General features: G+C 43.0%; 7 protein-coding genes and 2 pseudogenes. 3 read left to right on the forward strand and 6 right to left on the reverse strand.

The window, feature by feature from the left end; genetic code table 11:
* Window positions 1-87: 87 nt before the first annotated feature.
* Both AC0L6H_RS04370 and polA read right to left on the reverse strand, forming a co-directional pair.
* Window positions 88-2,994, reverse strand: coding sequence for a M14 family metallopeptidase (locus tag AC0L6H_RS04370; protein WP_473392833.1), 2,907 nt, complete (start codon window positions 2,992-2,994; stop codon window positions 88-90).
* 46 nt (window positions 2,995-3,040) lie between these two features.
* Window positions 3,041-5,824, reverse strand: a complete 2,784-nt coding sequence (gene polA / locus AC0L6H_RS04375; protein ID WP_473392834.1) for a DNA polymerase I — start codon at window positions 5,822-5,824, stop codon at window positions 3,041-3,043.
* Between the two features lie 576 nt (window positions 5,825-6,400).
* Between polA and AC0L6H_RS04380 the strand changes: the two genes are divergently transcribed.
* Window positions 6,401-7,852: a TrkH family potassium uptake protein gene (locus AC0L6H_RS04380; protein WP_473392835.1), complete on the forward strand. Its 1,452-nt coding sequence runs from the start codon at window positions 6,401-6,403 to the stop codon at window positions 7,850-7,852.
* A 42-nt stretch (window positions 7,853-7,894) separates the two neighbouring features.
* Here the strand turns inward: AC0L6H_RS04380 and trkA are convergent.
* The 4 genes and pseudogenes from trkA to def all read right to left on the reverse strand — a co-directional run bounded on the left by trkA (window position 7,895) and on the right by def (window position 12,190).
* Window positions 7,895-9,270 (reverse strand): annotated as a pseudogene (gene trkA, locus AC0L6H_RS04385) (Trk system potassium transporter TrkA).
* Window positions 9,271-9,325: 55 nt separating this feature from the next.
* Window positions 9,326-10,701, reverse strand: a pseudogene (rsmB, locus tag AC0L6H_RS04390) (16S rRNA (cytosine(967)-C(5))-methyltransferase RsmB).
* Window positions 10,698-11,639, reverse strand: coding sequence for a methionyl-tRNA formyltransferase (gene fmt, locus AC0L6H_RS04395; RefSeq protein WP_473392837.1), 942 nt, complete (start codon window positions 11,637-11,639; stop codon window positions 10,698-10,700). The pseudogene rsmB and the gene fmt overlap by 4 nt, the downstream one beginning before the upstream one ends.
* A 41-nt stretch (window positions 11,640-11,680) precedes the next feature.
* On the reverse strand, window positions 11,681-12,190 hold the full coding sequence (def, locus tag AC0L6H_RS04400) for a peptide deformylase (RefSeq protein ID WP_473392838.1): 510 nt from the start codon (window positions 12,188-12,190) through the stop codon (window positions 11,681-11,683).
* A 256-nt stretch (window positions 12,191-12,446) separates the two neighbouring features.
* Here def and AC0L6H_RS04405 point away from each other — a divergent pair, with 256 nt between their 5' ends.
* Both AC0L6H_RS04405 and dprA read left to right on the forward strand, forming a co-directional pair.
* On the forward strand, window positions 12,447-13,535 hold the full coding sequence (locus AC0L6H_RS04405) for a LysM peptidoglycan-binding domain-containing protein (RefSeq protein WP_473392839.1): 1,089 nt from the start codon (window positions 12,447-12,449) through the stop codon (window positions 13,533-13,535).
* A 51-nt stretch (window positions 13,536-13,586) separates the two neighbouring features.
* On the forward strand, window positions 13,587-14,558 hold the full coding sequence (gene dprA / locus AC0L6H_RS04410; RefSeq protein WP_473392841.1) for a DNA-processing protein DprA: 972 nt from the start codon (window positions 13,587-13,589) through the stop codon (window positions 14,556-14,558).
* Window positions 14,559-14,562: the final 4 nt, after the last annotated feature.

Here is a 14,562-nt window from a genome sequence, read left to right on the forward strand (position 1 = left end):
AGGATAAAAGGTTTTAGGTATAGATATTTTAGTTATAAAAAAAGACCAAAAAACAAACAATGGCCTTTTTAAAGATTCTGCTTAATACTATAAAACGATATTTGCTTCTGTCCCCATGCCAGGACCGTACACTATCGCATTTAGCAATAAGCGGTTGGTTCCCAAAGTTGCTCCTCTAAATATAGGTTCGCCTGAAAACATGATAATTTGACCTTCACCATGACTTTCGCGAGTCAAATAGGCCGAATTTGCTATCCGCTGAGCCGCTTCTGGCCATAATAAGCCACTCATGCGTACGTGCAAATTCTTATCCTTAGGGATGCTATACCAAGCAATGGCTTTCTCATCCTCTTCGTCCTTAGACTGTTTTGTTTTGTCGGTATACATACCAACGGTTACAACAGCTTCGGCATTCTCAGGTACAAGTAGCACGGGCTGTCGCCCATAAAGCAGGGGTAGTGTTTCACTGGTACCAAATGTTAACCAATGCCTTTGGTCGGCATGGCCCGACACCATTGCGCCAGCAGGCATAAATAAGGTCTGCCAAGCACTGCGTTTTTCAAGTTCTTCTTTACTGAGGCGTTTTGGTGCATCGTCCCACGGATAGGCTAGGTCTTGTTGTACCGTTGTTGCAAATAGCTTTTCCATATCACCAATTGGCTCATCCGCTAGCAAGCGGCGCTGTAAGGCAATATCATATTTTTCAGCGTCTTCAAAAGTATCATCAAGCAATTGCACTTTGTTGCCCGCTTTTGCGGCAAAAGCTTGCGTGGCATTTTCATGGGTGATTAATGTGCCACCTTGTTCAACCCATGTTTTCAGAGCTTGCACAGTTGCGTCTGAAACTTGCCATGCGCTAGGCATGACAATCACGTTATATCGGCGCAAATCAGTTCTTGAAATAGCGTTACTGTCTAGTTGTGAATGTCTAATACCCAAATGCGTATCAATACTCCACCAGGTTGCACCCACATCATTTGAACTACTTCCGGCTTGTCCTAAAATGGCAAGCTGAGGTTGTTGTAGTAAAACAAAATGTTCGCCGCCCCATTCAGGTAAGTCCCCGTTACCAAAGCCGGTACTGATGTTTTGAATCACGAGGCTAGTTTCTTTTGCGGTGGTGTTAATCAAATCAATTAAGTTTTTATTGCCAACATTGTCGGTAATCGTTACCACTACCGATCCGCGAACTAGTTTTTCACTGCCCAACTGCGTTGCTTTATTTATCACGCGCACCTTAACACCGCGCTCCATTAATCGAGCAGCAAAACCCACAGAAGCATCGTCATCACCATTGACCGCCCAAGCAATTGCGCCTGCATTTGCTTTGTTTAAGGCTTGTTTAGATGCTTGGTAAGGAGCAATATTTTTAGTTAGGTGGTCGGGTACCGTAATCGCTTCTAACCCGTACATCATAGTCAGGTTCCAAGCAGAAGTGTCATACATGATTGAACGACCTTCTCGCAGTATCTTTTGACGTTCTTCCTGCACGGTTTCAGGCAATATTTGAGCATCAAACTCCATAATTGCGGCTAGAAGGCGTGCTTCAGGTTGCCTGTTTGGAATGACCAAACTGCCTTTTGGAACCGTGGTATCTATTTCTTGGCCGAGTTGATTGATTGCCTTGCGTACACGGAAGTCTTTTTCCGCGATAAATATTTCTATATCTTGAGCTTGCAGTTTTTCAGCTAAGGTATTCATACGTGAATGGTTATTACTGGCTTTTACTACAAAGGTTTTGTTGGCGTAGGGACTATCTTTTTCTAAGATACTTTTGCGGTCCTGCCAATAGTCTTTATACATCGCTTTACTGTGTTTGTGCAGGGTTTCTAAGTTAGCTAGGGTGCTCACAAATTGATGATGCACTGACTCCTTGTACGTTTGAATTGTGCCTTCAGGGCGTCTAACGCCGTCTTCGGCCATTCTCGATTGTTCATACAAAATATGCATAGAACCGCGATATTCGGCATAGTTTGAATAGCCTGGATACCAGTTCTCAAACCATTCACCAGTGTAATATCGCCAACCTTTTTGGTCAAAGGCTGCGCCTTGATCAAGGGCAAAGGTATACGCCCACTTCTGCACGCTGGGCGCGATATTGGTATTTAGTGGCTGGCGAGGTGGGCCCATTAAGTAGGTATCTTGCGGTCCCATTTCGTGGCCATCTATCATGAGCTGTGGACGCCATTTATTAATAAGTGCGACGCGACCTTTGGTTTCTGGCTGCGTGAGGTAGAAAAAGTCACGGTTGAGATCAAAAAAGTAATGATTGGTTCTCCCGTATGGCCAGTCGCCGCGATGCAATAAGGATTGGTCGTCTACGTTAGGAGCTGTGCCGCGATACTGTTCTAAAGACTTGGCGAAACGGGCACGACCATCGGGGTTCATGATAGGGTCAATCACAATGATCATGTCTTCTAACATGTTTATTACTTTAGGGTCCTTTGATGCGCTGTAGTGATAAATAGAAGCTAACGCAGCATCTGCTCCCGATGTTTCATTTCCATGTATTGAATAGGCCATCCAAGCGATAGCAGGCAATTGTCCAATAATAGATTGCGCGTCACTTTCTGAGGTATTGCGTGGGTCTGCAAGAGACTGTAACTTGTCCAATATGCTGTCCATGTTGGCTAAGTTTTCAGGACTAGAGATGAATACTGCGTGCAGTGGGCGTCCTTCATGGCTTTTTGCGTATTCAAGAACGTGCATTCTATTACTTTGGTTTTCCCACGTTTCTATAGCCGTTTTGATTTGAAGCGGAGTAGCGACACGCTGCCCTATTGAAAAACCTAATAACTGGTCTGGGTGGGTAAGCGCAGAGTCATATTCTCCGCTTAATAAACTTGCTTTATAATCTAAATCAGCGTTATAGGTCGGCTTCATCAATAAGCCTGCGTTGCTTGACCCAATTGACAAAAAGAGTAAGCACGCACATAAAAATATGCGCACCGTGTTTAAGGCTGAAAATAAGCCAGCGGAGTTTGTCGTTTGCATTACTTTTCCTTTTTATTATTAGTTTTTATATTCGCGTTATTGTTTACTAGTGTGCTTCATCCCAATTGTCACCAACACCAGCTTCAACTACCAGCGGCACGTCAAGCTTTACGCAGTTTTCCATTAAGCTGTTAATTTCGTTTATATACTGCTCAACTTTATCTTCTTTTATTTCGAAAACGAGTTCATCGTGTACCTGCATGATCATGGCAACGTCACTTTGGTCAGCCAGTGCTTTCATCCAATCACTTACTGCAATCATGGCCTTTTTGATAATATCAGCTGCAGTACCTTGCATAGGTGCGTTTATTGCGGCGCGTTCAGCCCCTGCACGACGCATACCATTAGTCGCGTTAATATCAGGCAAGTAAAGGCGACGGTCAAATACGGTAGTAACGTAACCTAAGGACTTTGCACCTTCACGCGTTGTTTCCATATAACGCAACACGCCTGGGTAACGCTCAAAATACTTATCCATATAGGTTTGTGCATCATGACGGCCAATACCCAGTTGTTTCGCTAAACCAAAGGCAGACATTCCGTAAATTAAACCGAAGTTAATCGCTTTAGCGCTGCGGCGTTGATTGTCGCTTACTTCATCGAGCGCTACACCAAATACTTCGGCGGCGGTAGCTTTATGCACATCTAAACCTTGTGAAAAGGCATTTAATAGTCCTTCGTCTTTACTCAAATGCGCCATAATACGCAGTTCTATTTGTGAATAATCTGCAGCGACTACTTTATAACCATCTCGTGCAACAAATGCTTGTCGTACTTGGCGACCTTCTTTAGTGCGAATGGGAATATTTTGTAGGTTAGGATCGGTCGATGACAACCTACCGGTGGCGGTTACCGCTTGATGATAAGAGGTGTGCACGCGGTTCGTGCGATGGTTAATCATGCGTGGCAGTTTATCTGTGTAGGTATTTTTCAGTTTAGTTAAACCACGAAACTGCATAATTAACGCAGGTAATTCATACTCTAGCGCAAGTTCTTGTAACACTTCTTCTGAGGTTGAGGGCGCGCCTTTTGGCGTTTTCTTTTTGACAGGTAGCGCTAGTTTTTCAAACAAGATGTGTTGCAGTTGTTTGGTCGAGCCTAAATTAAAACTTTCACCTGCTAGTTCATGTACCTGAGACTCTAGTTCAACAATACGTTTGGCTAAATCTTGGCTTTGCTGAGCAAGTTTTTGCGAATTGATTAATACGCCAGTTTGTTCCATCGTCGCTAATATACTCGATAGCGGGATTTCTACTTCATTGAGCAAAGTACTTAGGCCTTCTTGCGCTTCTAAAAGCGTTTTTAAGGCAAGGTACAAACGTAAGGTAATGTCAGCATCTTCTGCCGCGTATCTAGCGGCTACCTCAAGTTCAACTTGGTTAAAGGTAATCTGCTTAGCGCCTTTACCTGCAATTTCTTCGAAACTGATTGTTTTATGTCCTAAGTATTTAAGTGACAAACTGTCCATGTCATGGCGAGTCGCTGTGCTATTTAGTACATAACTGGCTAACATGGTGTCGCATAAAATACCTTGAAGATGGATGTCGTAATTGGCAAGTACGTTATTATCGTACTTGATATGCTGACCGATTTTTTTGGCTGCTGTGTCTTCGATGCAGGGCTTAAGGGCTTGTAAAACCATTTCCCGATCAAGTTGCTCAGGGGCGCCTGGGTAATCGTGACCAACAGGTATGTAGTAGGCTGAATCATCAGCAAAGGCAAATGACAATCCGACTATCTCGGCCTGCATATAATCAAGGCTGGTTGTTTCGGTATCAATTGCGTAAAAATCGCTACTGTTGATTTTATCAATTAGCGCGTTTAAGGCATCTTCAGTAAAAATAGTTTGGTATTGTGTTGTGTCGATAGGGGCGGTGGCGGCGGTTTCTGTGCCATCTATCTTATTCGCTTGTTCGTTTTGATTTTGGGCAACTTGCTTAAGGGTTTCAGCGTCGCTTACTTCACTTAACCAGCGCTTAAACTCAAGTTCAGTAAACATTTCTCGAAGCAAAGGTTTGTCCATTTCATCAATGGTAAATGAGGATAGTTCGAGATCTAACTTAAGGTCGGTAACAATGGTTGCAAGCTCATAGGAAAGTAGCGCTTGTTCTTTATATTCGGCCATTTTCTTGGCCATTGTTTTGGCACCACGAAAGTCTAACTCTGCAATCTTGTCAAGGTTTTCGTATATTGCTTTGATGCCGCCAATTCCGTTGAGCATAGCGATTGCACTTTTATCACCAACGCCAGGAACGCCGGGAATGTTATCAACTTTGTCACCTTTTAGACCAAGGTAGTCGATGATTAGCTCGGCAGGTACACCAAACTTTTCTACAACGCCGTCAACATCCATTATAGTGCGCGTCATGGTGTTTATAAGCGTGACATTTTCGTCAACCAATTGCGCCATGTCTTTGTCGCCGGTACTGATAATACAGGGAATGCCTGCTTGTGAAGCCTGTTTTGCTAATGTGCCAATTACATCATCGGCTTCAACGCCAGGTTCAACGACCATTGAAAAGCCCATCGCTTCGACTATTTTGTGCAAGGGTTCGATTTGGCTTCTTAACTCATTGGGCATGGGCGGACGATTGGCTTTATATTCGGGATATATATCATCTCTGAAAGTCTTCCCTTTAGCATCAAACACGACCACCATGTGAGTGGGTTTATAGTCTTTTACCAAAGAACGCAGCATGTTTACTACACCGTATATTGCGCCAGTATCCATGCCTTTGGAATTGGTTAATGGCGGCATACCGTGGAAGGCCCTGAATAGATAGGAAGAACCATCAACAAGCACTAAGGGTGCTTCTTTCTCTTTGTGCATAATAAACCTTCTTTATTCTTTATAAGTTTGTAAGCTGCTGAATATAAACACTTTAATGTAATTTTGCCAAGCGAAATCTGTGGATAAGTTTGTTAGCAAGTGTAAATTAAACGCACAATAAACCTACCTTTTTCACACGAAAAAAGTATCGATTCAGGTAAGATGTGGAATGAAACGAGCAGGTATCCTGTATTTCCATATTCTTTTATTATTTTAATTATTACTAGTGATACTAGTTGCTACACTTTACATAATATTGCATCTGATAGTATCGGATATCATTTGCAGACGACGAGAACCAACAAGTAAAGTGATTGCTTAATTTCGATTTTGCATCGTAATTAAGGGCGGTAAATCTAGCACAAATTATTTGTTTGCCAAGTGTTAATTTTGATTAATTTTTTTGTCTTTTTTGTTCAATGAGTTATAAATGAATTATAGACATTGGCATTGTGTTTGAATAATTGACTTTAGGCGTAAATTTATTCGGTAAAGCGCTTTAATTATCATGACAAAGGAATACAATACTCAATATAAGCTAAAACACGAACAGTAGTATAACGGAGCGCACGTCACGTGCAATACGGCGCAATAATAAGAATTTTAGGCCTACTGGTCGCATTATTTAGTGTGACTATGTTGCCGCCTGCCTTGATTTCTCTCATCTACGAGGACGGTGCAGGGCTAGCTTTTGTCATCGCATTTTTACTAAGCTTTTTTACTGGCCTTGCTTTTTGGTATCCCTATCGGCGCGACCGTACCGACCTTCGTGCAAAAGAAGGCTTTTTAATTGTGGTGCTTTTTTGGACGGTACTTGCGACTTTCGGTGCGCTTCCTTTTGCACTCTTAGATCAACCCCAAATGAGCATAACCGACGCGGTTTTTGAGTCTTTCTCGGGCTTAACGACAACTGGCGCAACGGTAATAGAAGGCATCGATTTCTTACCTAAAGCAGTACAGTTTTATCGTCAGCAACTGCAGTGGTTAGGGGGGATGGGGATCATTGTATTAGCCGTCGCTATTTTACCTATTCTTGGTGTTGGTGGTATGCAGTTATATAGGGCCGAAACACCCGGCCCCGTAAAAGACTCTAAAATGACGCCGCGAATTGCGGATACCGCAAAGCACCTTTGGTATATTTATTTGTCGCTTACCATCGCATGTACTTTTGCGTATTGGCTTGCCGGTATGAACTTGTTTGACGCGGTGTGTCATTCATTTTCTACTATTGCGATTGGAGGCTTTTCAACTTATGACGCAAGTTTAGGCTACTTCAACAGTACCGCAGTCAATACGATATGTGTGATATTTTTATGGATAGCCGCAATTAACTTTTCACTGCATTATTCGGCGGTAAGTGGTCGTAATATTAAAAATTACTTTAGAGACCCTGAATGCAAAGCTTTTTTCACTATTCAGTTTGTGCTGATCACTGTGTGCTTTTTAGTGTTGGTGTATTATTCAGTTTATGATTCGGCTGAAGTATCTTTAGACCAAGCACTGATACAAGCGGTGTCTATTAGCACAACCGCGGGTTTTGCGACGACTGATTTCTCCTCATGGCCTACGTTTTTACCTATTTTGTTGATATTTTCTAGCTTCATTGGCGGTTGCGCAGGCTCAACCGGTGGTGGTTTAAAGGTGATAAGAGTGCTGTTGTTGTTTCTTCAAGGTAAGCGCGAAGTTGACAGGTTAATTCACCCTAAAGCAGTGTATTCGGTCAAATTAGGCGACCGTGCAATGCCTAGCCGAGTGGTTGAAGCGGTTTGGGGATTTTTTGCAGCCTACGCCATTGTATTTGTCGTGATCATGATTGGGCTTATAGGCACGGGTTTGGATAATATCAGTGCCTTCTCGGCAACAGCCGCTGCACTAAACAATCTAGGGCCCGGTTTAGGTAGCGTAGCCGGTACTTATGCGCAAGTGTCCGATGGTGGAAAATGGCTATTGATGACGGCAATGTTGTTTGGCCGACTCGAGATATTCTCTTTACTCGTTTTATTCTCTCCTACGTTTTGGCGTAGTTAACAGCGCCAAAACGACATTAAAATAAATCGCGTAAAAGATTTCTTAAAAGAACAGCGCGCTTGGTTGGAACAGTTTCTCAACATCACCAATAAACTTTTTATCCACTAAGAACAAAATGACATGATCGTTTGCTTGGATTGTTGTGTCGCTATGGGCTATCACCACTTCATCGGCACGCACTACTGCGCCAATAGAGGTTCCGGGGGGAAGCTTAATATCTTTAATTTGTTTGCCAATGACTTTCGACGTTTGTTCATCCCCGTGGGCAATCGCTTCAATGGCCTCTGCTGCTCCTCGTCGCAAAGAATGCACGTTGACGATATCGCCTCGTCTGATGTGGGTAAGCAGAGCAGATATTGTTGCTTGCTGGGGTGAAAATGCGATATCGATATCACCGCCTTGTACAAGGTCTACATAGGCACTTCTTTGAATAAGCACCATCGCTTTTGCGGCGCCCATACGCTTGGCTAGCATGGCCGACATAATGTTTGCTTCATCGTCGTTGGTCACAGCAATAAATGCATCAACTCGGTCAACACTTTCTTCTGATAATAAACTCGCATCACTAGCATCACCTTGGAACACGGTTACCTTATCTAAGGTGCTAGATAAATATTCTGCGCGTTCGGCATTATATTCAATCAGTTTAACGTTATGTTTACCGCCTAATCTTTTCGCAAGGCCCGCGCCTATAAGGCCGCCACCTGCAATCATAATGCGTTTATAGCTTGCTTCTAGTTTTTGTAGCTCACTCATGACCGCGCGAATATGCTTTGTATCGGCAATAAAGAATACTTCATCATCGGCTTCAATTACCGTTGAGCCCAGTGGGCGAATTGGTCTGCCGCGCCGATAAATGGCGGCGACACGTGTATCTACATTAGGCATATGCTCTTTTAATGCAGATAAGGCGTGACCTACAAGTAAGCCGCCGTAGTATGCTTTAACAGCGACTAAGCTTGCACGCCCATCGGCAAATTCAACCACTTGTAGCGCGCCGGGGTAATCAATCAACCTTTTTATGGCAGTGGTTACGAGTTGTTCGGGTGCAATAAGGTGGTCAACTGGAATATCTTTATGTTGATAAAGCTGATCTTGATAAATAATGTATTGTTCAGAACGTACGCGGGCTATTTTGGTCGGGGTTTTAAACAAACTGTGGGCCACTTGGCAGGCCATCATATTACTTTCATCACTGTTAGTAACCGCAATAAGCATGTCGGCATCTTCAGCACCGGCTTTTTTAGAATGTCGGGGTGTGAGCCAATACCACAGACTATTTGTACATCAAGACTATCTTGTAAACCCGATAAGGTAGATTGCTCCGAATCGATAATGGTGATTTCATTTTTCTCACCAGCCAAATTCTCGGCTAAGGTAGCACCAACTTGTCCTGCACCAATAATTATTATTTTCATTTCAGCAACTGATCTCGGTTACTAAGTAATAAGCAAGAACACATTAGGGATGTGTTCAACATTTTTTTAGCCTAGCATAAAAAAAGCCGTCCATGCCGTCTTGCCCCGGCAATATTTGCCAAGTATCTTTTGATTCATTGTTATTTGTGACAATCGGAACAAGTGTAGCGTCATTATGCGTGGCAATAAAGTCTTCAATTTGGCCTTGGTTTTCCTGAGGCAGTATGGAGCATGTTGCATATAGCAGCGTACCCCGGGCTTTAATTTTTGCCATGCGCTGTGAAGTATTTGCTTTTGTAAGGTAACTAGTACATCAATATCTGCGGCTTTTCGTAACCACATAATGTCAGGATGACGCCTAATAACGCCAGTAGCAGAGCAGGGAGCGTCCAAAAGTATTCTATCAAACAATGGTAAGTCACTGTTTTCATGCAATAAGCTAGCATCTTGCACGACAAATGTGGTGCGCGTGTCAAACCTAGTGCTGTGGCCTAAACGCTCGAAATTCTCATGTACCCGCTGCATTCTTTTGGGGTCTGAATCAAGTATATAAAGATGCGCTAGTGCTTCTTGATACTCTAAAATACCTGCAGATTTTCCGCCAGGTGCAGCGCAGCAATCTAGAATAGTATCGTCTTTTTGCGGATTGAGTAACAAAGCCGCTTGTTGTGCTGCATAATCTTGCACAGCAAAGTGACCTTCTTCATAACCCGGTAGACGCACAATTTCCCCCGCGTTTAGTAACTTTATGGTCTTGCTTGCAAGGCGTTCGAAGTTGTAGTCGGCAGCGCTTAATGCCGCTTCAAAGCTTTCGACACTGGTCTTTTGAGTATTTACACGCAGCCACAAAGGCGCTCTGGCGTGCATGTTGGCGGCTATTTTAGTAACATCATGACTATCGCCATAGTGTTTTAGTAAGGCCTTATGTAACCATTTCGGTAAGCCAAGCGCCACATGTGCTTGTTCATGTACTTGAGATTGAATATCTTCACGTTCAAACCTTCTTAGTACCGCATTCACCAAACCACTTAGGCCCATTTCTCGCATTTGCTTACAAGCATCTACCGTCTCTGATACGGCGGCATGCTGGGGAGTGCGAGAGTAGGCCAACTGATACATGCCTAGCATGAGTAGGTGTTCGATAATCTTTTGCTGTTTTTTAAGTGGCTTCTCGAGTAGTTGCCGCAGCCAAACTTGTAACTCAGGTAGTTTACGAAGGCAGCCATATACCATTTCTTGCAACCAAGCGCGATCTTGTGGTTTTTCGTGTCGGTTCCATATTAGTGGCATCACTTCACTTGCAGAGCGACCATTTTCCAGTATTTGGAATAGCACCCAACTGGCGTCAGAACGTTTATTAATAGGGTGTTTTATATGAAATAAGTCTTTGCTGTTGCCTTTGTTTTCGTGGCGCTTGGCATTATTTTTCATTGTAGTACTTCATTGGCGGCAAAAAGTGAGGGTTGGCCGTTTACAAGCTGCGAGATGTCTTGTGCTTTTTTGCCGGCTAATTGCAGTTTTTCAATGACAAGCACACCCAGCTCGGTGGCTATTTTTAAACCGTGTTTATCGTAGGATATTACCTGACCGGGTTGCATCATCAGTTGCTCGCTGTCGCTTAAGCTTTCAACTTTTGCCTGCCATACTTTTATGGGTTTGTCTTGATGCGTAAACCACGCCACTGGCCAAGGATTAAATGCGCGAATGTTCCGCTCTAATTGTTCAGCAGGCAAGCCCCAGTCCAAATAGGCTTCTAGTTTACTGAGTTTAGCAGCATAGCTTGCTTGGCTATCATCTTGCTTTATCGCCTTTAGTGTCGATAACTTTGACAAGGTTTCAACCAGTGCTTGCGGACCTAATTGGGCCAATTTATCGTATAATGCCGCACTTGTGTCGATGGCATCTATGTCGACTTTATGAATCGACAATATATCACCTGTGTCGAGCCCTTCATCCATTTGCATAATGGTAACGCCCGTCTCTTTGTCACCGGCCCAAATGGCGCGTTGAATAGGCGCCGCACCTCGCCATTTAGGCAGTATTGAGCCGTGAACATTAATACAACCGAGTTTAGGAGCGCTAAGTGCTGCTTTAGGCAGTATTAATCCATAGGCTACTACTACCATTAAATCGGCATTTAGCTCACGCAATTCTTGCTGCGCTTGTTCTGCTTTTAGGGATTCAGGTTGAAAAACCGGTAGCTTGTGAGCAGTCGCAATTTCTTTGACCGCACTAAACTTAACTTTATTACCTCTACCAGCAGGGCGGTCGGGCTGCGTGTAAACAGCAATGACGTCAAATTTGGCATCAAGCAATGCTTGTAAATGCGAAGCGGCAAAATCGGGAGTGCCAGCAAAAATAATACGCACACAATCTCCTTAACGATGGTGTGAAAACTAGTAAAGACGCGTTAGTCTCTCGCGGCTAAACGTGCTTCTTTCTCGAGCTTTTTCTTGATACGGTCGCGTTTTAACGGAGACAAATAATCAACAAAGAGCTTGCCTTGCAAATGGTCAAGTTCGTGTTGAATGCAAATCGCTAACAAGCCTTCCGCTTCTAACTCAAAAGCTTCACCGTTTTCGTTAAGTGCCGTCACTTTGACTTTTTCTGCGCGGTCAACCTTGGCGTAGTTATTTGGAACCGACAAGCAGCCTTCTTCACTAACAGTTGAGCCAGACTTTTCGAGGATTTCAGGGTTAATAAACACATAAGGTTCATTTTGCTCTTCTGATATATCCATCACTACTACGCGCTTGTGCACGTTTACTTGGGTAGCGGCTAAACCTATACCTTTTTCATCTTTCATGGTCTCAAACATATCGGTGACCAACGATCGAATACTATCGTCTACGTTATCAACTTTTTTTGCAATTGTGCGTAAACGCTCATCAGGGAAGGTTAAAACTTCTAATACAGGCATAAAAATTTACTCTTTGGGTCAGTATTAATATACATAACATTGGTTCACAATTCGTATTTAACAATTGTCGCTTTACCTTATTATGGTAGCACACGACAAAAGTTTTGATTAATTTACCAAACGCTTTGTTATGAATTTGCGACAAATAAAGCAAATTCAAGGTAATTGGGGGTTAATTTTATAGGTTTCAGACCGATAAGCTATTATACAACAGTCAAAACAGATATGAATCTGAATTCTCGCAAGGTTAAAAAAGATGGTTAAAGGCTCGGTGATTTTACGCGCAACAGCATTTACAGTAGCACTTCTATGTACTACGGTAGGCATGGCGGTTGCCGATGTTTTAAATATTAAAGCAGATGCCCCAACCCAGTATGTCGTTAAAAAAGGAGATACCCTGTGGGACATTTCCAATATATTTTTAAGCAAGCCTTGGTTGTGGCCTGAATTATGGCGCAATAATACCCAAATTGAGAATCCGCATCTTATCTATCCGGGTGATATGCTTAATCTTCGTTACGAAGATGGTAAGCCTGTGATTGAGCTAGTAAGAACGCCAGGAAGGGAAAAAGGAAAACGGGTATTTAGTCCTGAAGGCCAAGTGACGAAAAAACCAAGTCCTATTTCAACTTTGCCTTGGGATTTGATTTCCTCTTTTATTGCTAATGATAGTATGATGGAAGCCCATCAATATGAAGCCTTGCCGGGCTTGTTAGGTGACAAAAACGGTACCCCAAGGTTTTCTGAAACAGACTATGTGCTGACCCACAAATTACCCAGCACAGACGGAAACTATCAAGTTATTCGTAAGGTTAGAGAAGTATTCGACAGTAAGGGTAATCGCTTAGGCTTGCAGGTAAGTCATTTAAGTGATGCTGAAGTAAGCTATGCATTGTCGAACGATCGTCAAATTGTGCACTTAACAGCCAGCACCTTAGAAGCAAAGCAAGGTGATAAACTCAAACCGCTTGAGAAGCTAGTAAAACAAGACCTTAGACTTGCTCCTGCAAATACGCAAGTAGGCGAGTTAGTGCAAAATATAAATGGTAATTCATTAATTGCGATGCGTGACATTGTGATTGTCAATTTGGGTGAGCACGAAGTAAGCCCTGGCACGGTCTTTGGTATTTACCAAAAAGGGCCCGATGTAGTCACGGCAAAAGAGCCTACTTACACAACCAACGAGAGCTTGCTTGATTTGTTTTCCTTTAAAGACCGCGTAGAGCAACCTGCATTTAAGGTGGGCGAATTGGTAGTGATAAAAAGCTTTGAAAAGGCAAGTTATGCATGGGTTACCAAAGCCGAAACCCATTTAACCGGTGGTGAAACCATCGCAAAACCCTAAATATATAAGTAGAAAATTCTACTATCGATTATTCCAAGGAAGGAAAATCAAATGTTCAACGCAATATCTGCATATAAAAAACGCACATCAAGCATTCACACCGAAGAAAAGCTCGTAAGTCAGTGGTTACGCTTAAACAACGTCCCCAATATTGGCTACATCCGCCTATGCAACAGCGCGAAAAAATTAAAATGTTCGCTACCAGATTTACTCTATACACCAGCGGATGCCTTGTTGGCTATTGGCTGGAATCAAACGCAAATACAGGCAATGTCTGCAGCAAATCAAGAGGTAGTTACGCAAGTAAAGCAGACTCTCGAATGGCTGAGTCAATCAAGCAAACATCATTTTGTGAGTCTTGATTGTGACGCTTACCCTGCTTTACTAAAGGAGATATCGAGGCCACCTTTATTTCTTTTTGTTAGTGGTGATATCGCTTTACTTAAGCGGGCGCAATTAGCTTTTGTTGGCAGTCGAAAAGCATCCTTAGGTTCATTACAAACTACCCAAGATCTAATTTGCGGGGTGGCTACACAAACAACGGCCATTAGCGTAAGTGGCTTGGCCCTTGGTATTGATGCCGCTTGTCACAGTGCTAGCTTAGCCAATAACTTGCCTACTATTGGCGTGTTGGGGTGTGGCGTAGATGTCGTTTATCCAAAACGTCACAAATATTTATATCAACAAATTGCTGAGCATGGAGCATTGGTGTCTGAGTTTTTATTAGGCACAAAACCGGTAGCAACTATGTTTGTGCGGCGCAATCGGATTATTAGCGGTATGAGTTTAGGTACAGTTGTGATTGAAGCCCAAATAAAAAGTGGAAGCTTAGTGACTGCTAGATACGCACTTGAGCAAAACAGAGAGGTGTTTGCAGTCCCAAACAATATACATAACCCAAATGCAGAAGGTTGTCACTGGCTTATTAAACAGGGCGCTAAATTAACCGAAAGTATTACTGATATTGTTGATGAAATCCCCTGTATAGCAAACGAAACAAAAAAAGTAGAAAAAAGCAAGTGAAAGC

Source organism: Glaciecola sp. G7-5, from assembly GCF_055808975.1.

Coding starts and splice junctions, on each gene's coding strand:
- AC0L6H_RS04405 (WP_473392839.1), top strand. CDS start 12,447: ATGGTTAAAGGCTCGGTGATTTTACGCGCAACAGCATTTACAGTAGCA.
- def (WP_473392838.1), bottom strand. CDS start 12,190: ATGCCTGTATTAGAAGTTTTAACCTTCCCTGATGAGCGTTTACGCACA.
- dprA (WP_473392841.1), top strand. CDS start 13,587: ATGTTCAACGCAATATCTGCATATAAAAAACGCACATCAAGCATTCAC.
- AC0L6H_RS04370 (WP_473392833.1), bottom strand. CDS start 2,994: ATGCAAACGACAAACTCCGCTGGCTTATTTTCAGCCTTAAACACGGTG.
- polA (WP_473392834.1), bottom strand. CDS start 5,824: ATGCACAAAGAGAAAGAAGCACCCTTAGTGCTTGTTGATGGTTCTTCC.